Genomic DNA, 25,790 nt, shown 5'->3' with positions numbered 1-25,790 from the left:
GTAATAATAGCGCGCAAAAGTTACAACAAATTGCCATAAATGATTATGCTGATCTTGCGGTCACTTCGGTACAAGCGCCAAAGCAGACTATTGCTGCTCCTGCAACCATCCAAGTGGATTGGACTGTAACCAACCAAGGTATTGGTAGTGGTAAAACGTTAAGCTGGACAGACAGTATCATCTATTCTGCCAATGATGTACTAGGTGATAGTGATGATATTATCTTAGCCACTAAAGAGCACCATGGTGAGTTAGCAGTTGGTGAAAGTTATAGCGACAGTATCAGCTATCAGTTTGGTCCTGACTTTACGCGTCATGGGCGTATATTTGTACAAACTGATAGTGCTGGTTCAGTTTGGGAAAATGATTTAGACAATAACAATGTCATGATGAGCAGTGATGCTGTAGATGTCATGCCGACTAAATATGCTGATTTAGTGGTTGATTCAGTGTCGATACCTAGTACTGCAACCAGCGGCAATACCATTGATGTCTCTTGGCAAGTGAGTAATCAAGGAATTGGTATCACTGATAAAAATCAGTGGACAGATAAGGTATGGCTTTCTGAGAACCCTGATGGTAGTGGCAAAATATGGAATCTAGGATACCTAAGTCACTTGGGCGTCTTGAGTGCTGGTGACACATATAATAGTACGATTCAGGTTGTCCTTCCTAATGGGTTAGAGGGTGACTATACATTACATATTAAGACTGGTGGTGTATTCGAGTTTACTCATGATAAGAACAATACTACATCCGTCTCCATACCAATTAGCTTGTCACCGTCAGCGGATTTGGTTGTTAGCAATATCTCTCTTCCTGCAGAAGCGAAAGAGGGTGATTTAATTGAGCTGTCATGGCAAGTAAAAAACCAAGGCAATGCTATTGCACAAGGACAATGGGTAGACGAAGTAAGGCTTATATCTACATCAGATGAAACCAACATCATATCACTAGGTCAATATAACTATGTAGAGCCCTTAGAAATTGGAAAAACATATACTCGTCAGGAACAAATTAGACTACCGCAAAAAATGCAAGGGGTTTGGCGGTTAGAGGTTGTTACCAATAAAAATAACAGTATCTACGAGCATGGTAACTTTAGTCAAAATAATAAAAAAGTGTCAGAGGATGCTTTAGCGGTAAGCTTATACGCTCGCCCTGATTTACGCGTTACAGATGCTGTGGTTCCAGAAGAGGTAACAGCAGGTACTAAAACTGCTGTTAAATTTACCGTAAGTAACTTAGGTTCAAAATCGACCAATAAGCAATGGCAAGATGCGGTTTATTTATCATTGGACGGTAAATTAAGTGCTGACGATACTTTGATCGGTCGTATCAGTAACCCGTCTGCATTGGCACCAACAGAAAGCTATACTTCTGAATCGACAGATATTGATATACCCATTCAATATCGCGGTGATGTTTATGTCATTGTAGTTGCTGATGATACTTACAAACTAGATGAGTATCCTAATGAAGTTAATAATCATCTTGTTAAAAAGCTACATGTCAATGCGGTACCTTTTTCTGACTTGGTGACTGAAGAAGTAGTCGCCCCAGATCAAGTTGCACACGGTTCAACGATTGATGTGCGATATAAAGTTAGTAATAAAGGCTCTGCGCCTACGCAAGGAATAGAGGCTAAAACAGATAGTTGGACAGACACAGTTTGGCTAACAAAAGACCCAACACGCCCGCGTTCTGTCCGTGGCGATATTTTACTGGGTAAAGTTACTCATACAGGTAATCTGAAAGTTGGTGAAGATTATTTAGGTGATATTCGTGCGACTATCCCTGAGGGCACTCTATCAGGTACTTGGTATATCACCGTATGGAGTGATACGTACGATGTTATTTTAGAAGATACATTAGCCTCAAACGTCAACCCAAATGACCCAGCGGAGCTGGATAACAATAACTATTCGTCTAGAAAAATAGACGTATTAGGATATACGCCTCCTGACCTAAAGATCATAGAAGTGACCGCTGATCAACAGGTCAAGGCAGGTAGTGAGTTTAGCTTTAGCTATACGGTACAAAATATTGCCGATGCGTTCGAAGAAAAAATGGCTGACCAAATTAATAATTGGGTCGATGAGGTATGGTTATCCGATAGCACAGACTTAACTACTGCTAAAGAAAAGTGGTTACTGGGTAGCTATAAGCAAAGCCGAGGGCTGGGTAATCTAGAGAAGTATACCAACTCACAAACAGTGACATTGGCACCATCAATAGATGCTAAGTATCTTATTGTGAGAACCAATACGTCTGCAAGCTATAAAGATTCAATTCAAGAACTTACGAAAGCGAATAACGAGCTATTGACAGATACTGAGGTCAATAGTCAGCCTTCAGATTTACAAGTCACTAAAATTATCACTCAACCTGATAATTTTTCAGGTGAGCTGACTGATATATCTTGGACAGTTACCAACCATGGCGCTGATGTTTGGAGTGATAGTAAAGATTGGCAAGATATTGTGGTTATCAGTAAATACCCTGAGATGATACAGGGTGAATATGAGGTTTTAACCACTTATACTCATAAAAACATGGCTGGTCTCAAGAATGGGGCAAGTTATACTGCTAACGTAAAAGCATCACTACCGGTAGGTGCTGATGGTGAATATTATATATTCGTTATCACTGATGGCAGAATAGGGTATAGGACATCGGCAGTAAGTGCTCAAATAGAAAAACCAATGGGTAGCACAAACATAGAAGCACTTTCATTATATGGTGGTAAGAAATATAACCCAGATGCGACAACAGGATCAGTATTTGAAGGTGATCTAAATAATAACAACATTAAGCGTGCCACACTTAATATTGAATATCGTGAACCTGATCTCGCTATAGAAAAGATAGAGGTATCGAAGCCTAATCCTAAGGCTGGTGAGGAAATCACTGTTAAATGGACCGTAATTAATCAAGGTACACGAGAGACTCGCAGTGGCTTTTGGTTAGATGGTATTTATTTATCGAATGACGATGATCTTGATAAATCTGACCACCCACTAGTCGATAGAGGCGAAAAAATTGAAACAGATACGCGAACCAAAATAACTTCAGTCGTCAATAGAGATGCCGATGGTAATATCTGGTATTTGAAGCCTGGTGAGCGTTATACCAATTCAGCAACCTTTAGACTACCGACCAATATCGGTGGCGATTTTAAGTTAATTGTAAAGGCTGATACTGAGTTTTATAAAGGTGGAGATGCAACGAGCAGCATTAGACAAGGACTACAAACTATCGATGGCAGCCGAAATACGGGCTTTGTTCAGGAGTTCGGCGATGAGGGTAATAATGTTACCGCCATTGATCTACCGATTACTTTTGTTGCACCACCAGATTTGCAAGTTACCTCTGTCGCCACACCAACCAATGTTATTGCAGGCCAGCAGTTCTCAGTAGATTATCAAGTTATCAATAAAGGCGGTGCTGTACCTGACAATCAATATGGTTGGAATGATCGTATTTATCTCTCCAAAGACCGTTTCTTAGACACGCAAAAAGATACTTATTTAGGCTACGTCAGTCACAAGGGTGGTCTAGATAAAGACAGTACTTATGATGCCAGTCTAAGTCTTAAAGCGCCGATAGACTATGATGGGGCTTATTACGTCTTTGTATTAACTGATGCAGACCATAATGTAGCTGATACAGGTCGTGTCGTTGAGTTTGACAACGAAGGCAATAATGATGGTGCGGCGTTACAGCCTATATTAATTACCATTCCTGATGCGTCAGATTTAGTAGTGACTGATACGACAGTACTGGCGTCAGTAGCAGTTGGTGACGAGATTGAGGTGACTTACTCAGTAGAAAATCAGTCTGATAATCGAGCCTATGGAAGCTGGGCGGATGCTATTTATCTGTCCTCTGATAATGCTTGGGATAAAGATGATATTTTATTGGGTCATGTATACCATACGAATGGTCTAACTGCTAAAGAGAGCTATACAGCTACCTTAAAGAGTTACAAAAACGCTAAAGGTGATTTGGTAAAAATTACGATGCCACCTGTAAAAGACGGTAATTGGCGAGTGATTGTTCGTCCTGATGCCTACAATGAAGTGTACGAAGGTAGTATTCGTTATACCAGCGATGGACTGGTATTTGCGCCCGGAGAAGCGAACAACTTCAATGCATCGGCAGCCAGTGTTGCGGTGACAGTTCCAGAGATTGAGTTAGGTGTTAAGGAATTGCTGTCACTAAATGGTGATGATACTAAGTTATATAAAGTAAATGTATCAGATGGCGAGACACTACGAGTTTTACTGAAATCTGATAATGATAAAGCGGTCAATGAGGTCTATGTCCGTTATGGCGACATCCCAAGTGGTTATAACTATGATGCGGCATATACCGATGCAATGTCAGCCAATCAACAAGTTATGATACCCACTTCTAAGGCAGGTGATTACTATATCTTGGTCAAGTCTCGTGCCGTCTCTGGTGAGCAGCCTAAAGTTAGCTTACTAGCAGAAGCAATGCCATTGTCTATTACTGAAGTCACACCGGATCAAGGTGGCCGCGGTACTGATGACCATCGTTGGGTGACAGTAGATATCAAAGGCAGTCAGTTTGCCGCTGGTGCCTTAGTGAAGCTTGTACGACCAGGGGTGTTCGAAGTTGAGCCAGAACGCTGGCAAGTCATTGATGCTACCCATATCCGTGCCATATTTGACTTACGGCAAGTACCTTACGGATTGTACGATATTAAAGTGATCAACACTAATGGCGAGAGCGTCACTGAAGCGTATCGCTATTTGGTTGAGCGCTTCATTGAGCCTGACGTCACTATCGGTATCGGCGGAAGTCGTGATATTGAGCCAGGTGGTAAGAATGACTATAGCGTCTCTTTACAGAGCTTAACCAACGTAGACACACCTTACGTGCGCTTTGATGTTGGGACAAGTGAGATGGGTTATAGTGACAACTTGTTTGAAGGTTTGCCTATACCTTACATCATATTCTCCTCTAATATTGGGGGACAGCCAGATGGTCGATATGTTGATATTGCCAATAACCAACAGTATGGTGAAACCCCAGCTGATGGTAGCATGCGCAAAGATGTACCATGGGCTGTTTTGGACAGTGCTTTAAACACTAATGGTTTGAACCTCGCTCCTGGATATGCTTTTGATGTAGGGGCTGGTGGATTCGTAGGTAGCACCTTCAATATCAAAACGTATCCTGGACTGAACGAATGGCTGGCCTATGATTTTGAAGGCTTTCGCAATCAGATGTATATGATTAGACCTGACTGGAAAGAGCAGGGCTTGCTGGATGGTGGTATCCAAGATCTTAATAAAATTAGTGAAGGCCTAGCTGCAAAGTTCTTAAGTCAAGATCCAGAAGTACACGTTACTTTAGACGAGAGCCTATCACTACCATTTAGGTTTAATATTTTTGGTAGTGCGACTCCGATTACGCGCGAAGAGTTCATTGCCGATCAAATAAAACATGCTGACAAAATAAGACAAGCGATATTGATTGATATCGAAGCTAGTGAAACTTTACAGTTATTAGCCTCTGACAAAGATCAGTGGGAAAAAAGCTGGCTGGCAGCGCTAGAAGATGCTGGTCTATTGCGTCCCATTGACGACGCCCCACCAATCCGTGAAGACGTTAAAGTGGTTAGTTTAAATGCAACCTTAGCAACAGGGATTTTAGTTGGAAAAGCGGGCGATGAGTTTGTATCTCAAGCCGACTTGGTAAGTTTCTTTGCCAAGATTCAGCAGTGGTATGGTGATACGGCCAAATGGTCAGGCGACCCCGATGCCAAAGTAATTGATTATGATTATTATGATTTTAGAGAGAATCCGAAAGGTGAAGGTGTCTTTGTGCCCGCACCAGTGTCTCCTGACTTTGAGCAATTTGATTTAGGTGCTAGTACAGATACACATTTCTTAAACTTCAATGTCTATGCGGGTGGTAGAGCAGAGCTTGAGTATTTGCGTCATATTGGTATGTTAGACGAGGATTTTAGACCGATTGGGCCGCAAGCATTAAACTTGACCCAGTACTTATCACAAATCTCTGAACAAAATGACCAAAGTGTTTTATCTGTCAAAGGTCCTAAAGCATTATCGAATGCAGAGGGTGTGAGCTACTTGCCAGCTGATATTGCATTGCCTTTCACCATCAACTTCGACAATCAAACAGAACAAGTCGTTAACGAAATTAGAATTGTCTCTGAATTGGATGACAGCCTAGATCCTTATCGTATCAGAATAAAAGATATCAAAATTGGCGATATTAATATTCGTGTGCCTGGAGATAAAGCAAGTTTCCAAGGTGATTTTGACTTTACAGCAACCAAGGGGTTCGTGCTGAGGGTTAGTGCAGGCATTGATGCAGAGAGTAGCGTAGCAACATGGCTACTGCAGGCAATCGACCCAGAGACTGGACTGGTTATCACAGATGACGTTAGAGAGCTGTTATCAATCAATGATAAAGGCTATGTCAGTTATACCGTCACTAATAGTGTGGAATCAGAGCACAATGATGACATAACAGCTAGCGCTAGAATATTTTTCAACGGTATAGAACCCTTTGATAGTGAGTCACTGAGCTATAAGTTGGATAAGCTAGCGCCTATCAGTGCGATCAGCGCAAAAAGTATTAGTAGTACTGACTTGCCAACTTACCAAGTGAACTGGCAAGCAACTGACGAAGGTGCTGGTGTTAAGCACGTGACCGTATATGTAGCAAAAGACGGCGGTGATTTTAGAATATGGAAAAAGCAAGCTGTCGGTAGTGAAGGCAGTGCTATATTTACTGGAGAAGTAGGCAGTAGCTATGAGTTCTTGACAATGGCGACTGATTTGGCAGGTAATACTGAAACGGCTTCAATCAGTAATGCGGTACTACCTGACGATGGCAGCACAGCAAGCCTGTTAGAGCAGCTAGGGATTCAACAGCAACTTGAACAAACCAAGCAGATGCCGCAAGCAAAACACGACCGGGCCTACCAAGACAACGCCTTATATGAGGTTGTTAAAAAGGGAATGCCAGGATATGTTGCCAATCAAGCACCAGTAGGCGAAATTACTCAGACCAGTGACTTACAGTCAGTATTGGCACCCTTTGCTTTGAGAGGTTTTGCGTCAGGCTACTCATCTAGTAGTGCTGATATCGGCGCTACGGCAATGGTGCAGCTGACCAATGGTCAGTTGTTAGTCAGTGCAGGCGAGCTGCGCAACGAAGTATATAGTTTCGATGGCAAGGATGGTGGTTACGATACTTCACCTCTGTTTAGCATTGACAGTCCAATTTTAGATATGGCTGTAGATAAGTTGGGTCAGTTATGGGTAATGACAGGCAATGATCTATGGCTGATTGATGCTAAGACAGGCGATATTATTGAAAACTATAATCTGCCTTCAAATGAGCCATTAACTCACGCTCTAGCTATTGATCCTACGACAGGTAAGATTTATGTAAGTAGTGGTGATGGTGTTGAAGTATTAGACATTACTATAGAAGACAACAAAAAAGCATGGTCACATTTTTCTAATAATAAAGTTAGAGACTTGGCTTTTGGCCCTGATGGCCGTCTATGGGGTGTCACTTGGACAGGCAAAGAGATAACCTCAGCAACGCATGGCACAACAGATATCGTTAGCTTCCCAATGTCAGGTCGCTACAAGGGCCGAGCAGAGATCGAATATACACTTTCAGGTCAAATTGACAATATTGCTTTTGGACAGGCAAACACTGCGCTTGCAGGTTTGCTTATTGCTGGCAGTCAGTTGGAGCAAAGTGCAGATGTGTCTCACAGTGCCTCGCTATGGATAGTGCATCTAAAAACTCGAGAAATTACTGAAATTGCAAAAGGCGGTACACGTTCTGAAGCAGTGATGACTACAAGTGATGGCAGAATCCTGCTAGCGCAGACAAATTTTATTGATGAAATAGCGCCAATCAAAGCGCCAAAGGTTGTACGGTCATCTATCGATGATGGTGCTCTATTGCCACTACCATTAAATCAGATCACGGTTACGTTTGATCAAGGCATGTGGCTAGGACATTCAGGGCAGGATACACAGGACGTTGGTAGTGTTATCAATCCTAATAATTATAGACTAGTGTCTGTAAGCGATGGTAGTAAGCAGTCTTTGTTACCTGAGCAAGTGATGTGGGATGCGGCATCGCAATCAGTCATTTTGACCGTTCCTAATCTTACCCCTGATCAGTGGCGTTTAGAAGTATCGTCCAATGTCCTGAGCCGTGCTCAGATTAGGCTAGATGGCGTCTATGTGGTTGGATTTACCGCTGTAAGTGACTTTAGCAATCGGATCGATATTCAGTTTACAAATACTCGAGCAGATCGACTCACAGGTTCGGTAAGTTATGATGTGAGTATTACTAATACTGGTGTTGATGATATCAAAAATGCACTAATGCTGCTGCTAGATCCAGGTCAGTACTTCGCTGATTCTATTAGCGATGCAGAAAAACTGGGCGGTGCCCAGCAAGGACTATGGGTGATAGATGCCACCCAAGCACTAGCTGACATGGGTGGTCGACTTTCACAAGGTGAAACTCTAAAAAACATCACAGTTACGATCAGACCTGCGTCTGACTTTACGACGACACAAACAGCAGGTGAGTTGGTTAAAGCTCAGCTGTCTCATCATGTTTATGCCCTACCTTACGACAATTTACCTCCTAGCATAAAAGCAGTTGTGGTAGACGATACAGACGTAGATGCCACTCAACTATCAGACACAGATGATCTGCTAAATGCTACGGCAGGAGAAGCTTGGCAGGCTAGTATTATGGGTCTTGATAAGGATGGTCAAGTATTTGCTTGGTCATTGGTAGATGCGCCAAAAGGCATGACTATTACTACGCAGGAGCAGGTAGTAGAAGATACCGATGGTAACTATCAAAACCAAGTTACTTTGCGTTGGACACCGACAGCTCTAGATTTGGCAGACACTAGTATTCTAGTGCGTGTTGTTGACAGCCGAGGGGGTGTTGCTTTAAAACGCTTCAATATTAGCGTAGAAGGCGGTAATCATGCCCCCGTGATTGGCCAAGTCCGTAACCTCCGATTGACAGAAGGTCAGTCGTTACAGTTACCAATCAATATAGTGGATGCTGACGGTGATGCTGTTACGGTAGCGTTTAAAAACTTGCCGAATGGCGCACAGTATGATGCCGCTACTCAAACATTAAGCTGGTTACCAAGTTATGATCAAGCTGGGATCTATGACAATATTAGGGTTATTGCCACTGATGGAAAACACACTCAGTATTACGATTTTAATATTGAAGTGGTACAGGGCTACGCCAAACCTAAATTTGAGATGATTGAGACACAGCAACTGCGTGAAGGTGAAGCCTTTGGTATTCAGCTTGCAGGTAGTATGCCAGGTGGGCTCAATCAAGCAGATGGTACGCGTGTAGAGCTTGAGTATTATGCTAGCGTATTACCAGCAGGTGCCAAGTTAGATGGCAAAACAGGATGGCTCAGTTGGACACCTGGTTTTACTCAAGCTGGCTTGACCGAGGTTCCTATTCGTCTGATTGCGACTTATCATCCTGCAGATGGCGCGCGCGCCGTCACTACGGTTGCAACACAAACACTTAGCTTAGATGTTGCTAATGCTAACGCTGCACCTATATTTGAGCCTGTACAGTCGTGGCAGATCATTGAGGGACAGCCATTACGTATCAGTACGTTTGCCTTTGATCCTGACAATCCAAACTTCACACCCAAGATCCGTCTGCGTGAGGGCGCAGATGCCATCAGTGAAGATGGTTCTGATATAGCCTCCACAGTCACTTATCAGGTTGAAGGGTTACCAGAAGGTGCGGTCTTCGATGAGGAGACTTTAGAGATTAGTTGGAGACCAAACTACGAACAAGCGGGTACTTACTACATTACTGTAACTGCCACTGATGATGGTGATGGTACTGGCATACCGGCGGTGAGTACGATGACTGTTCCTGTTATTGTAAATAATGCCAATCGAGCACCGATATTCAGTGAGCTTGATAGCATTACCGTACCAAAAGACAGTATTCTTGAAGTACCTGTCAGTGTGCTAGATGTTGAAGGTAATGCGTTGTCCTTGATGTTAAATGGCTTGCCAGATTTTGCAACTTATGAGCAAACAGGTGAGACACTTTTAACAGAAGGTCGCATAGTATCAGGAGTCATTCGTTTTGCGCCTACGACAGGCGATCGTGGTAGCTATACTATTCAGCTCACCGCTCAAGATGATGGCGATGGCGATGCCAATCAGGCAATGATTACCAATACCTCTTTTGTGGTGACTGTGACCAGTCTGACAGAAGCTCCAGTCATTAATATACCCTCACAAGTGGTAGCAGTAGCTGGTCAGCAGCTATCTATCCCTATAGAGGTGACTGATTTAGATCAAGATGCCTTAAGCTTTATGAAAGACAGCCTGCCTGCAGGCGCTAGAATCATTCAAGAAGCGCAATATGGTAAGGCGAGATTGGTATGGACACCGACATCTGCACAAATCGGTAAATATAACTTAACCTTTGCAGTATCTGATAGTGGGTTACCACCTGAGAATGCCGGCTATACCTTACCAGAAGGAACCACGCCGGTACCAAATGTCGCTACAAAAGACATTACCATTATCGTTAAGTCTGAGAACCAGTCTCCAGAAATACTTGACGCTGTCTTAACAGGAGAAGCGCATTTACTAGGCCAAGTTACGGCAAATACCGATACTATCAGTATTGATGCTCATGAAGGACAAGTCTTTGGCATTGAGCTATTTGCTCGAGATAATGATTTGGATGCAGCTCATTGGAATGTGTCAGGGCTGCCCAAAGGCATGACCATGACAACGCAGCCTATGAGTAATGGCCAAAGCAAACTGCTACTTTCTTGGTTGCCAGGCAAGTTTGCCGCACAAACAAATGCAGGAGTATATGATCTGGTGGTCACAGCGTCAGATGGTATGGCAGTTGCGAGCCAAAAGATATCCATCAAGGTTGCCAATACCAACCAGTCACCAGTGCTATTGTCTATGCCGATGCAACTGGTCTATGAAGGTCAGACCTTAAGTTTTAACCTCTTAGCGCAAGATGGCGATAATGACGCAATCCGTTATAGCCTTGTCTATGATGATAATACCCCTGATGGCGTGCTGTTTAATGCAACCACAGGTTATTTTGAATGGACGCCATCGCTGCAAACGGTTGATAATGCAGTACAAGCTGATGAGGCTTATGAGTTCGCCTTTGCAGCGACTGATGGACAAATACGTGTTCTAAAAACGGTACAAGTACGCGTCTTAGATGTCAATAAAACACCGACTATCAATGCCAGTAACCATGCGTTAGTAGTGGGAAGTGAGTTTAGTTTGCCCATCATCCGTGAAGATAGTAATCAAAGCCAAGGCATTAGTATTTATGATGCCGATGGCGAGGCACAAACAAACAATCTAACGGTCAGCTTTGCAAACTTACCTGAAGGTGCCTCTTACAATCAGCAGGGCGGTGTCATCGAATGGATACCAGGCCCTGGACAAGTGGGCGATTATCAAGTAACCGCGACGGTAAATGATGGACACAATACGGCTTCCTACATTTTTACCTTGAGAGTGGTGGCTGATAAGACCAGCATCCGTCCTGATATCACAGTTAACCTAACACCAAGCACGCCTATTATGCCAGGGCAATTAGTCACAGCAACGGTACGTGCAGACAGCTATGCTGCGATAGCTGACATCCAAGTACAGATGCGCGGGCAGGCACTGGGTGGTAGTAATCCTGAGGTATGGCAAGACGTCACGCTAGATAACGTTGGTCGTCTCAAACTAAAGCCAAGTATGCATGGCCTTATAGAGATAAAAGTAACGGCTACCGATATTGATGGCTTTAGCCATAATAGTATTAGTCAGGTTCGAGTCAAAGACTCTTCTGATAGTACCGCTCCGGCATTGACGTGGTCTGAGGTGCTAAGTACAGCAAATACTTCTACGCAGCCTATTACTATCAACAACACAACTGCCATCGCTGCCATCTTACAAGATGCGCAAATGATGGGGTATACACTTGAAATTGCACCAATGCGTGTCGGTCAAGCCACTCAAAGCTTGAACTGGCTCACATTATCAGAGCAAAATTACCGCGCAGAGAATCTTAACGATGCTATTGAGCTTAAGACATTAGACCCTGCTCAGTTTGTCAATGGTGTCTATCAGCTACGACTAACCGCATGGGATCTGGCAGGTCGCGTGAGCACTAAGCTTGCGAACGTGTTGATCGATAGCCAAGATAAAGTAGCAGCGACTACCCATTCGGATGCTATCTATCAGCTTGGTAATCATACTATTTCTTTACTGCGTAGCTTAGAGAATACCGATATTCGCCAATCTGGTACTCAAGACTTTGGCAACTGGACGCTACCACTACTAGATACTCATCTTACTCATGATCAAGCAGACAGGGACGCCTTAGGTGCGACCGCGCCTTGGCGGGACGGTACAAGATTATGGATGCAACTACCAAATGTCATAGACAATACAGCAGCAGGCTTGGATGCCAGTGTCGTTAGCAACCTGCGCTTTACGCTCCAGCTTGACGAGCAGACAGATGGACAGTATCAGCCAGTATTTAACGAGAGTGAAGGTTGGGGTTTACGAGTTGGTACACTCGATAGCCAAAGTAGCGTGACGTTAGCGACGCAAGGCGATCGCTTATACAATGCAGATACTGGGCTGGCATGGATACCCACCAGTTTTGTATTGACTAATACAAAAGGGGACAGCTATCAAGTCAGCCAAACAGGCAGTATCGAGCAAATTCGTTTTGCCGATGGTAGCCAATGGTTAGTGACAAATAGTGGCATTGCACTGGTCGGTGATAGCAGTCATCAATCTCGCGTGCAGTTCATCCGCGATACTGAAGGTAGAATTGAGCGTGTCGTTGGTATGAATGCACAAGACGATCTAACCAGTATCGTCTACCGTTATGACGCGCAAGGTAACCTAATCATTGCTCGTCCATTGATGACAGGTGACGCAGGAGATCGCTATGGCTATACCGATGACGGGCAACTGCTTGGCGCAGATGCTTCAGCCTATCTTGGTGCGGCTATCGACTGGAGTGATGACACGACTAACACTTGGACCGGTGATCTCACCAATGAGGCAGTCGCACTGAGCTATGGTATCCGTGAGTCTGAGCTTACCAGCACACAAAAGGTTGCAGGCGCGACAGGCAGTATTATCATTGCGGTAACTCATACGACAGGTAGTACCATCAGTAGCATTGGTTCAGGAACGCAATTATTAAGTAGCAAAACGGGTGCTAACGGGGTTACTACGTCTTTAATTCGGATAACTCAAGCAGGCTTTAAGCAGTTAGAAGTGACAGGGCAAGGTACTACTAAAGTAAGTATCCAACTTGCTGGTGATATAAACCAAGATGGTAATGTTGACAGTCTCGACTCTGCACGGTGGGATGCCGCTTTTGCAGCAACAAATGCTACAGCAGACTTCAATGGTGATGGTAATATTGATGCCAGTGATCGGCAGATATTGTTTGCCAATTACGGTTTTAAAGCCAATCGCGCGCCCGTGGGTGTGCTTAGTGAAGAGGAACGCCAAGCATTTGATCGTACTCATGTCGATTTGGGTACGCAGGCAAGTCTTAATGATATCGCTCAAGACCTAGAAGGCGATGCTGTTTTCTGGCAAGTGATAGGTGGTACTCATGGGGCTGGTAAGCTGCTTGCAGATGGTAATACTTTGGTATTTACACCTGAGACAGGTTATACAGGCAAGGCGACAATAGCACTACAGGCTGATGATGGCTTTAGTACCAGTCAACCGATAGAGCTGACGGTTAATATCAGTGATGCCCGTTTAGTTATGATCAATATTGAGCGTATAACAGGCCTAGGTATAGGCAGTGGCGATAGGCTACAGCTCACTGGTGACTTTGAAGATGAATCAGGTGTTTACTTACCTGCTGATTATGTACGTTTTGTGTCTAGTGATGACAGTGTGATTTCTGTTGATGTGTTAGGTAATGTGCAGGCAGTGGGCGCAGGGCAAGCGGTGGTTAAGGTCATCGCTCGCGGCATCGAAGGGGTCAATGCCTTTAGTGTGAGCTTAGATGGTTATATACCAAATAGCTATGACGATATCGAAGTCGATGTCTATCCATTAGCAGTCACACTGCCATTGCAAGGACAAAGGCAGCTAAAAGTAACGGATATCGATGGCAATCGTATTGATGCTGCTGATAAGGGTACAACTTATTATATCAGTGATGACAGTATAGCGACCATTACCGCTGACGGTATGATACATGCGAAGCAGACTGGTACTGCTAAAGTATCCGTCATCAACGATGGTAGACAGTATGATCTGCTACTCAAGATAAAAGAGCCAATCACTGGTACGGCCACCATCACGCAAGGCGATGGTACAGTAGTGCAAGATACCAATGGCAATCAGTTGATGATAGCACCTGGGTCACTTGCTGATGGTACTGAGGTATCTATCAATGAGGTGGCGTTAGATGATGTGGGGATGCCACTTCCTGCTCCAGATGTGATCACCTCGCTGACAGCTTTTGAGATAAATATTGGCGACGATAAATCTGATCTACCATTACAGTTAGCAATTAAAGTACCTAAACAAGCTATCAATGCGGAAACAGGGGAGCTTGAAGAGCTAGTTGCTGGTACTGAAGTCATGTTCTGGAAAAAAGGTACTATCCGTGACGTAGATGGTACTGAGCATGATACTTGGTGGCTAGTCGATAACGGCTTTATTGATGCTGATGGTATGGCACGGACGGCAAGCCCGCCATACAAAGGCAGTGGTTTCTCTGGTACTTACATGACTAGTTATCGTCAGAGTCAAGAACAGTATGATACTGGTGAAGTAGAAGTTAAGGGAGTTGATATTAACTCTGCCATATGGCATGCAGGAGCTGCCGCAGGTATTGCAATGCGCTTTGCAGGCGGAGGACTTTCTGGAGCAATGGCAGGTATTTCAGCGATTGGAATCTTTGCTTCGATGGCAACGTCTTCAACAGTTGTTTCTTATACAATTACTGGGGCTTATAAACGCGTATTACCATCTAACGCATTTGATATCGTAGATTCAGAAATCACATTCCCTGATATTCCTTCTTCTCAGTCATTCACACCAGTAATTACTAAGTTGAAATATCTTTCAGAGGATAGGAAGCTTAGTGTTACTGCAAAAGATGTCATTCCAAACGAGCAGTCTGCTGAAAACTTTGATGTAAAAGTTTGGCTAGTGCCTCGTGGTAACCAGATTGAAAATCCAACTGGTAACGATATAGATCCAGATAGAGGGCTAATCTGGCAAGGATTTAAAGTTACTGCAAAATCTACTTCAGATGAGCAAACGCTCACCATAGATCTGCCTCAAGGGGTTTCACTATCCATGCATTCTGTATACATAGAACGCATAGTTAAGGCATCCTCTGATGGCGGTAATGAGTTAATTGGTTTACCTATAGATAGCAATCCTGTTCAAGCATGGAAACTAGGTGCAGAGGAAGTCATTGTCACGACGAATAATGCCATACACATATACAATCATGAAAAGAATGAACAAGGAGTAACAACATCAACTAAACTTGTCAAAACTATTAAAGAATACCAGTTAGGCGATAAATTAGATAAGAAAGCCGTATATATGAGAGGCATAGTTTCTGATCAAATTGTTTATACTAATGATGGCACATTAGCATTTATTCTCTCTCCTAACGCTGTAAACAATAAAGATAAAATCTTAGTGTTAGACACTCAAACACTAGAAATTATTCATGAAATACAAACCGATAATTTTGAAAGTGGTTTGACCTCACTAGTTGTGGATAATGATTGGTTATATGTTTCTACTGGTGGTTATCATTCAGGTACAGCTGGTCGTTTAATGCGTATTAACATTGATCAATTAGATTATGATTTTATGACTGAAAAACAAGTCATAGACTTAGGTGTCACACCTCCTAACGGTTATTGGGATATGGCCATTAATAATGGTAGTTATCTTGCATTAACCTCTCCAAATTCTACAAATCGATATGGTTCAGGTTTCAACATGCTTGGAGGTAATGTCTATGTTATAGATCTCAACGATATAGACAATAAAGGTGATTACTCTGGTAAAGCTGTGGAGCTTACTGGTGATGACTTATCAGAAAGTAGTGTGCCAAGAGGTAAGCTACCTCAATACATTGCTTCAGGGTCTGGTAATGGTGAGTTCATTTTGTCTAGCAAAAAGGACAAATATAACGGCTTGACGACTATCACATTGAACACTGATGACAAGGGTAAATTAAAAGGTGATGCAATAGTCAAAAATCAATCATTACTTGAAGAGAAAACCTTTTTACAAAGACAGTATATTCAAAGAATTCAATCCGCTTCTGGAGTGGTTGTCATCACGTATACGGATGAAAAAGGAGTAAGCAACGAATACGCTATCGTTGGCGACGATTTTAGAGTAAATGATGCACCATTTTGGAATTTTGATGATGGTTTCGGTGCTGGTAAGCAGTTTGGCGGCAAACTAGGTATCGTTAAAGACCCATTCAATAAAAAAGAAGGACCAGTCTTTCTAGGTTCTACTACGCCTATTGCAGTACCACCAGGTAGTTTCCTAGTACCGGGTATGGTATGGGATTTAGAAATTGGTGCAGATGGCATGCTATACGGCAATGTATGGACGGATAACCATTTTTATAACGATAATGGTGAAATAGGGGGAACCTTCTTTAACAAGAATCTATTTATATGGGATGCTGCTAAACTCATTGAAATTGCAGAGGCTAGCTACTTGTCTCGTGACGGCAATACGGGCTTACCATTCGATGTGATACGTGGAGCAAGTGGAAAGTATGTTCAGGAACAATCTGTTGCACCACAAAAAATAGAAGGAACTCGTATAGGCGATAGCGATAAGACCGATTATTTTGGTTGGATACTTGGTATAGGAAGGTACGCCTCCAACACTCAAGTAGCACATTTACAAGCAACTGGAGCGTCTGAGTATTTCAAATTAGTAACTGACCCTTATTATGGTAAAGGCGCTACAGATAATGTCTATACTTCTGGTGATACACTTGGATTTGGTATCTCTAAAGAGGAGGTCGCTAAGCAAATCGCAGAGGGTACTTTCAATCCATTTACGTATTATCTAAAGTCGGGGATATACAATACGTGGGACTTTGCAACGCTAGGGTTTGTAGGCAGGCAGGGCGATCGCATTAACGATTTTGAATCTGGCAAAATCGACTACTCGCAATTCGTGCAAGCTGGATTTATTGATGCGTTTGGTACTGTAGGAAGTCTAGCGATAGGCGGTCAGGCTGGTATTCTCGCTGAAGCACGTTACGGTGCTGGCTACAGGGCATTGTTGGCTGAGTCTCTAGCATTTACGGCTACTGATCAATTTGCTCAGTCGCTTATATACAATATCTCAGATGGCAAAACAGGTGGCAATCAACTAGGGTTCGCTCAAAGTGTGTCATTAGATATGCTGATTGGTTCTGGACTGCATTTGTTAACGAGACTGGGTTCTGGTGCCAAAGTCATCTCTAAAGCACCGACAGAGGGTAATCCTCTTAACTATAAAATAGTACAACCGACTATTCGAGCAGATGTCGATGCTAAGTATTTATATACCAAAGCCGATACCACAGGTAGAAGTATGATACTGGGTGATGGTGGTAGATTTCAGTCAGCAATCTCGGGTGAGTATATTGAGATACCTAAGTTTGGAAGCGTTACCTCTAAAGGCGCTACAGAGTGGATAGAAAAACAAGCAAAAGAAATCGAAGCGATCAAGAATAAAATACTTAAAACCAATCCGAACATGGCTAAAGAAGATTTAGCGATAGCCGTGATTAATATTCGTAATGCATTTGTAAACTCTGCAAGAGCTTCAATTGCTGATAAACGAGTATTTACTCAGTTAGAGAAAAATAGACCGATATGGAGTTTAAAATCCAAAGAACAGGAGCTCGCTAAGCTTGGCTATAGTGGAGATGCTCTATACAACAAACTTATAGATGATGCTATCGACCCTAAAGCACTTAAGCTAGAAACGAAGCATGTACAATGTTTTCCAGCGGGAACTTTAGTTCACACTGATAAAGGCTTAGTGCCGATCCAAGATATTAAAGTAGGTGATATGGTGCTGTCACGTCCTGAGTGGGGCAGTAATAATGCGCCAACTGAATACAAACGCGTGATTAGATCATTTTGTTCAGGTGAAGACGAAATTATAAGATTAAGCTGTCAAAAGGATAGTGAGTACGGCGATCCAGATGCTCTAAGGTATTTTGAATTCATGACTCCTAACCATCCAATTTGGGATCAGACATTAAATGATTGGATTCCTGCCTCTAAGATTGAAATAGGTACATTGCTATCTAGTATAGAAAACGAAGATAATTTAAGAGTTTTAGAAGTCGATGTAGTTTGGGACAGTTATACCAAAGGTATAGGCATTACTTATCCCATTTATAGCGACGAGAGCGAAGTCGATTTTATGGTGAATTTCAATAATCAAGGATATAAAGTTCACTCTGACAAATTCGTATCCGACTATTATATCTCAGATGCTAAAGCTACCAAATTTGATTTGAAATACTCAAAAGAAGTTTTCAATAACTATGAAAATAGATCATGGGCAGGAAACCGTAAACCTATTAAGGTACCTGTTTACAACTTAGAAGTTGAAGGTTTTCATACTTATTTTATTGGTGAGCAAGCAATTTGGGTTCATAATGATAATTGTTTTTATGAGTATTTACCTAACTTAGTACGTAATCAATCTCCATTACCGAAAAACATACTACCAAGAACTACAAATGTTTCAAGAGTAGATACTTTACCTGATTATGTTAACTGGACACCTACTAATAACAATATTGATGAAATGTTTGGTAAATCTCCCGAAAAAGGCGGAATTTTTGCTGTACCTGATACATATCGAAATTCTTCAGCAGGATCTTTTGAAAGAGGTGTGTGGGGAGCTAGATTTGATAATGATCTTGGTAGATCGAATAGTCATATTGAATATGGAGTAGTGTTTGATCACCCTCGATCTCCTTATGCAAACGTTAAAAATCATAGAATGTACGAAGGAATTAAAAAATTAGATAATGGTAAAGTTCAAGTAATTGATAGAAAAAGGTATACATGGGCTAACGAAGACAGAAAGTTTGTTGTTGATTTAGATGATCCTAAGGTTAAGCCTTACCCAGTTTCATTGACATCAACTAACCTAGTAGAAGGGATGTATCGTGATGTGTTAGCTATGAGTAGAAACGTAGATACTATTGATTCAGTTATATATTCATTTCATACAAAAAATTCAGTTGAAGTATTCGATACAGCTCTTAGAGATAAAATTATTCAGCCTGATTTTGGTGGCATAAAACCTCCTAAAGATTGGTTGGATGATAAAGGAAATGTATTAGTTAGTGGACAAAAAATGCTTGAGGATGTTCAGAATGCTATCTTGTCGGGTAAGATTAAAGGAGTTTTTGATACGTTTAACTATCAGTTAGTAGACTTAGAGGGGTCTTCAACTACAGCGCTCAACCAAACTGATATCACTAAGCTATTACCAGTAGCGAAAGATTATTGGCTACAGGCTGGGGCATCGCAGCAAGTTCTTGATAGTTTGCGGTTTAACATTGCAGACCTTGATACCAATGTCGCTGCCATCACAGAAGCGGCTCAAATCACCCTTGATGCGTCAGGTGCAGGATGGGGCTGGTTTGTAGACAGTACGCCTGATCTTAATGAAGAGTTCTTGCAGGGTAGTAGTCATGGATTGGATGCTGTGGCGGGTAGCGAAGCCGCAGGTAAGCTTGACTTACTTACCGTGCTCATTCACGAGATGGGTCATGCCCTCGGTATGGAGCCTAAGCTAGATGACGACGTTATGACTCAGCTACTAGACCCAGGCAAGCGCCGTTTACCAAGCGAGCTTGATGCCTTGTGGTTACAGCGTAATGCTAGTGATCAAGTAGCCCGCACTGGTGAGCGAGTATTACAAGCCAAAGCATGGCAAGCACCAACGACCTTAGAGCAGTTAAGCAACAGCAATTTTGCCAATGCTGGCGAAAACTGGCTCCTCTCAGGTGACATTCGTTTTAACAATGTTAATCATAGTGCCACGTTAGTTGAGTCTGATAATGTTAACACTAGCCTGCGCCAAGCCTTTAGCCTAAATGCAGACAACCGTCTACTTAGCTTTACTATAGCCGACAGTGATCTTAATAAGGCGACTAAGCAAGCTGGCGATGCATTTGAAGCCGCACTATTGAGCGCCAAAACAGGCGAGGCAGTAACGAAAATTACTGATCTAACTCGTACCGATAGCTTACTTAACGTTCAAGCTGACGGCAGCGAGCAGGTTGCAGGTGGTGTACAAAAAGTCTTAAATGCGGATGGTACCTCTACTTATTACATCGACCTTACCAACTGGTATCAAGACCAAGTAACTCATGGCGCTAGCACGGACGTATTACTGAGCTTTGATTTGCTTGGTTTTGGAGATGCTGATAGCAAAATCACGATCCGAGATATCAAATTAAGCAGCGATCCTATTGCCTCTAATGATAGTTATGTATTAGAAGAAGATACGGTATTGACGGACAGTGTCCTTGCCAATGATATCTTGTTAAGTAGTGGCGTTCAGACAGTATCAGTGGTTACTCAGCCACAGCATGGCAGCGTGACACTAGCAGATGATGGTAGCTTTAGCTATACACCAGATGCCAACTACTTCGGTACGGACAGCTTTAGTTATCAATTTACCGATAGTGAAGGCAACGTCAGTAATATCGCGAGCGTTGAGCTAACGATTGATCCTGTTAATGACGCGCCTGTCATTGATATGGACGTACTACAAGGCTTGATTGATGGACAGGATGTTGTTGCTGGTAAGGCGGTCACGCTATCACTTAGTGCAACTGGTACAGATGTAGAAGGCGATGCGCTCAGTGTGCTGATCACCCAGCAACCTGAACACGGCTCGTTGACGCTACAAGAAGATGGTAGCTATGTACTGTTGTTCGATGAGGAGTACGAAGGCGCTGGCAGCTTTAGTTACGTCATCACTGATGGTGCAGACATATCAGAGCCAGTACAGGTACTATTGACTGTATTACCGTCAAACAAGCCACCATTAGCCACCGATAGCACTCTGACGTTGCTAGAGGATGGCAGTGTCATTATTCCATTAAGCACCTTAGGTAGTGATGAAGATGGCGATGCGCTGACGATCAGTATTACCCAGTCGCCAGTACATGGGTCTTTAGTACAGCAAGTTAATGCTGCTGGTGTGCTTGAGCTTGTGTATACGCCGGTGGCTGATTACTTTGGTATGGATAGCTTTAGCTATACCTTAGCCGATGACAAAGTCAGCTCTAATGAGGCGACGGCTACCTTAACCATATCCGCAGTCAACGATGCGCCAGTGACGCAGGATGATATCGCATCTACTGATGAAGACAAAGCAGTGACGATCAGTGTTCAAAGCAATGATAACGATATAGATAGTGCGTTATTGACGACTCAGATCGTCACTACCGCTCAGCATGGTGTTATTGCTATTAACGATGATGGTAGTGTCACTTACACGCCAAATGACGACTATCATGGTGAAGACAGCTTTAGCTATGTCCTAAACGATGGTGAAGCCATTAGTAACACCGCGACCGTTCGTATTACCATCACCCCAGTCAATGACGCACCAGAGCTGACCGGTCAACAGCTGACCATCGCTGAAGACACAAACCTAGTGATCAACCCACTGCTCACAGCAAGCGACGTGGACGGTGACGCTCTAACAGTCGTCATCACCGCACAGCCAAGTCATGGCAGTCTAAGTGCACAAGCAGATGGCAGCTATATCTACCGTGCTGATGAGAACTATCATGGCACAGACAGTATCAGCTACTACGTCACTGATGGCGAGTTGCAATCTGCCGAGCGTATGATTGAATTGACGATCACACCAGTGAATGATGCGCCAGTGCTAATAGGTCAGCAGCTGATTATTGCAGAAGATACTGCACTAATTATTAATCCTTTAGCGACAGCTAGTGATATCGATAGTGATAACTTAACCACTGTCATTACCAAGCAGCCCGAACATGGCACCTTAGTTAAACAGGCTGATGGTAGCTACATTTATCGTGCTGATGAGAACTATCATGGTACAGACAGTATCAGCTACTACGTCACTGACGGCGAGCTACAATCTGCCGAGCGGGTAATTGATCTAACGATTACGCCTGTGAATGACGCGCCAGAGCTGACCGGTCAACAGTTGACCATCGCTGAAGACACAAACCTAGTGATCAACCCACTGCTCACAGCAAGCGACGTGGACGGTGATGCCCTAACGGTCGTGATCACCACACAGCCAAGTCATGGCACGCTTAATAAACAAGATGACGGTAGCTATGTCTACCGTGCTGATGAGAACTATCATGGCACAGACAGTATTAGCTACTACGTCACCGATGGTGAATTACAATCTGCCGAGCGGGTCATTGATCTAACGATTACGCCAGTGAATGACGCACCAGAGCTGACCGGTCAACAGCTGACCATCGCTGAAGACACCGATCTAGTGATCAACCCACTGCTCACAGCAAGCGACGTGGACGGTGACGCCCTAACAGTCGTCATCACCGCAAAGCCAAGTCATGGCAGCCTAAGCGCACAAGCAGATGGCAGCTATATCTACCGCGCTGATGAGAACTATCATGGCACAGACAGTATTAGCTACTACGTCACCGATGGTGAATTACAATCTGCCGAGCGGGTCATTGATCTAACGATTACGCCAGTGAATGACGCACCAGAGCTGACCGGTCAACAGCTGACCATCGCTGAAGACACCGATCTAGTGATCAACCCACTGCTCACAGCAAGCGACGTGGACGGTGACGCCCTAACAGTCGTCATCACCGCACAGCCAAGTCATGGCAGTGTCAGTGCACAAGCAGATGGCAGCTATATCTACCGCGCTGATGAGAACTATCATGGCACAGACAGTATTAGCTATTACGTGACTGATGGTGAGCTACAATCAGCAGAGCAAGTTATTGAACTAGCCATTACGCCAGTGAATGATTCGCCAGTAGCGAGTGATAGCTTAGTAACTGGTATTGAAGACACGAGTTATCTATTTGACTGGTCAGACTTTGCCATGAGCGATGTAGAGGGTGACCGTCTGACGTTACGCATTGTTGAGCTACCACACTTAGGTGCGATTCAGCAGCGATTGGCTGATGGAAGCTGGAGTGCAGTACTAGCAGGCGCTATATTCGACCAGCGTGACATCGATGCAGGAATACTGCGCTTTGTTCCATTACATAATCAGTCAGGTGGTGCAGGCTACACCGCAGCGGGTTACGGTGATCAGCAGCAGCACTATACGGCTATAGGCTTCGTTGTGAATGACGGTCAGTTAGACAGTCAAATGGGAACGGTAACTATTGATATTGATGCGCTTACGGATGCGCCTATACTAAGTGCCACACCGAAACCGTCGACATCGAATGTATTTGCCACCGACTTTGAGGGAATTGCTAATAACAATACCAGCTCCACCTTATTGGTACAAGACATGCTAGATGGTTGGCAGTTGATTAAGCAAAACCCTAGATACTGGCAGCAGTGGAAAGAGCTATTTAAGCAAGGCAAGTTGCCTTATGGTAATGATGGCTTTGAGATATGGCATAACGGCGATGTCATGGTTGACAAATGGAATGTCGGACATCGTGTGAGTGCGAGCGACAATGGCGAGGCAACTGGAGTAAGTAATACCAGTTGGCTAGAGCTAAATGACGCGACCAAACACAGTAGCCAAACGTTAGGCTTAGAGCGTGAGATCCAAACGGTAGAGGGCGCTGAGTATCAGCTTAGCTTTGACTATGCAGGTCGCAACGGATTTGATGAGCGCTACACAGGGATAAGTGTCTATCTGGGTACGACACTGCTTAAGCAATATAGTGCCACGAGTGCTAGAGACGCATTAGATTGGCATACTGTTGATGTCGATTTTGTTGGATCTGGTCGTGCCGAGATGCTACGTATTGTCATAGACAGTGATGTCAATCACCCGCACGGTAGAGGCGCGATGATAGACAATATTGCGCTGGATAAAGTGGTCAATACTTATAAAGAAGATCAGCCTATTGCCCTAAGCAGTATCCAAGCGGCTCTGATGGATACGGATGGTTCAGAGGTGCTGACATTGACGTTAGCAGGTCTGCCTATCGGCACGCACTTGAGCGATGGCACTCATAGCTGGTCAGTGACAGCAGACTCGCCTATTGATATTACAACATGGCAGTTGGATAACTTACAGCTTACGCCGCCATCTGGGTTCAGTGGCGACATGGTGGCTACTGTGGTTGCTACCAGCACAGAGCTGAGTACCAGCGCTTCAGCCACGCAGACGTTGATGTTACCAATATCAGTAGATGCAGTAGCGAATAAACCAATCATTGAGCTGGTGGAGCGTGATATCCCAACTCGCCAAGTCGTTCATACCGATTTTGAAAACGTCATCAACTGGCATCGTGGTAGTGATAAGCGCTACTGGTTTAATAGTGGTGCGGCAGGTGGCGATGTCTGGCAGGGTAGTTATCCGAGATTTGGTAAAAAGATAGGCTTTGAGTTCTTTAGTCGCGGTGATACGATGATGACCGGTGCTGGAAATACGGTTCGTTTAAATGCGTCACCGCAAGGCGATCATTGGCTGATGCTACATGATGGTCGAGCCGTCACTGGTCAGGCCAAATATCATCAATTGCTAGGTATCCATAAGGACATAGCGACTATAGAGGATGTGGTCTATACCTTAAGCTTCGATTATGCTGCTATGCTTGATCTTAGCGCTGATGAGCTCAGCCGTATCGAAATCTACGCAGGAGATAAGTTACTTGCCAGTCATCAAGGGGTTAGCCATGATAACTTAGACTGGACGCATCTAAGCTATGACTTCGTGGGTACGGGTCATACCACCACGATTAGCATTGTATTAGATGGTGTTGCACTAGGAGATAAGGCGCTTAAGGGCCGTATGGCTATGATAGACAATCTATCAGTAGTAGAGACGTTGACAGCGCGCATCGATGATCAAGGTGCTCACTTGTATGCTCTAGCAGGTGTATCAACACCATTACCGCTTATAAATATCAGTAGTAGCGATAAAGATGGTAGTGAAGCGTATTCATTACAAATCGTTGTGCCTTATGGCGTGACCATCAGTGATGGTACGTATAGCATTACTAATCCATACCGTAATTCTATCACTATGGACTTGACGGGCATGGATTTAAGTAAGTTGACACTTCAAACTCCAAATCATTACTGTGGTGACATGTCGCTAACTCTGATAGCGAAAAGCCGCGAAATCAATAACGGTAGTGAAGCTATGAGTAGCTATGATATCAAGGTCATGGTACTACAAGGGGAGTCTGCTATTGTTAATAACGCTTACGTCACAAATACGCTGTCCTCATCAAGCGTACAACACGAGGCTGATATCAATAATAAAGTAGCTACTCCAGTACTGAACGTTAGGAACAAGCAAACCTCTCCTCATTCCAGTGCGCCAGTATGTAATGAGCGATCAGGTAAAATAGACATCACTGTCGCAGCTCAGCCTGTACGTGTTGATGGCTTCGATGCCACAGACGACTGGCTTACGAACATGGAGTCAAAGGCACAGAAGAAGTGGCGCGTTTAA

The 25,790-nt window shown here is 43.7% G+C and carries 1 protein-coding gene (only partly in view); it reads left to right on the top strand.

Features of this window, described 5'->3' with window-relative positions; all coding sequences use genetic code 11:
* A protein-coding gene (locus tag QL898_RS00040; RefSeq protein WP_290175369.1) for a tandem-95 repeat protein crosses the window boundary here: on the top strand, positions 1-25,790 show its 3' portion. Its footprint begins 11,839 nt before the window's first position; only the last 25,790 of its 37,629 coding nucleotides appear in the window; the start codon falls outside the window, past its left edge; the stop codon is at positions 25,788-25,790.

The sequence above is a fragment of the Psychrobacter sp. APC 3279 genome (assembly GCF_030407795.1).
GTDB lineage: Bacteria > Pseudomonadota > Gammaproteobacteria > Pseudomonadales > Moraxellaceae > Psychrobacter.
This window is presented reverse-complemented; position numbering and strand designations above follow the sequence as displayed.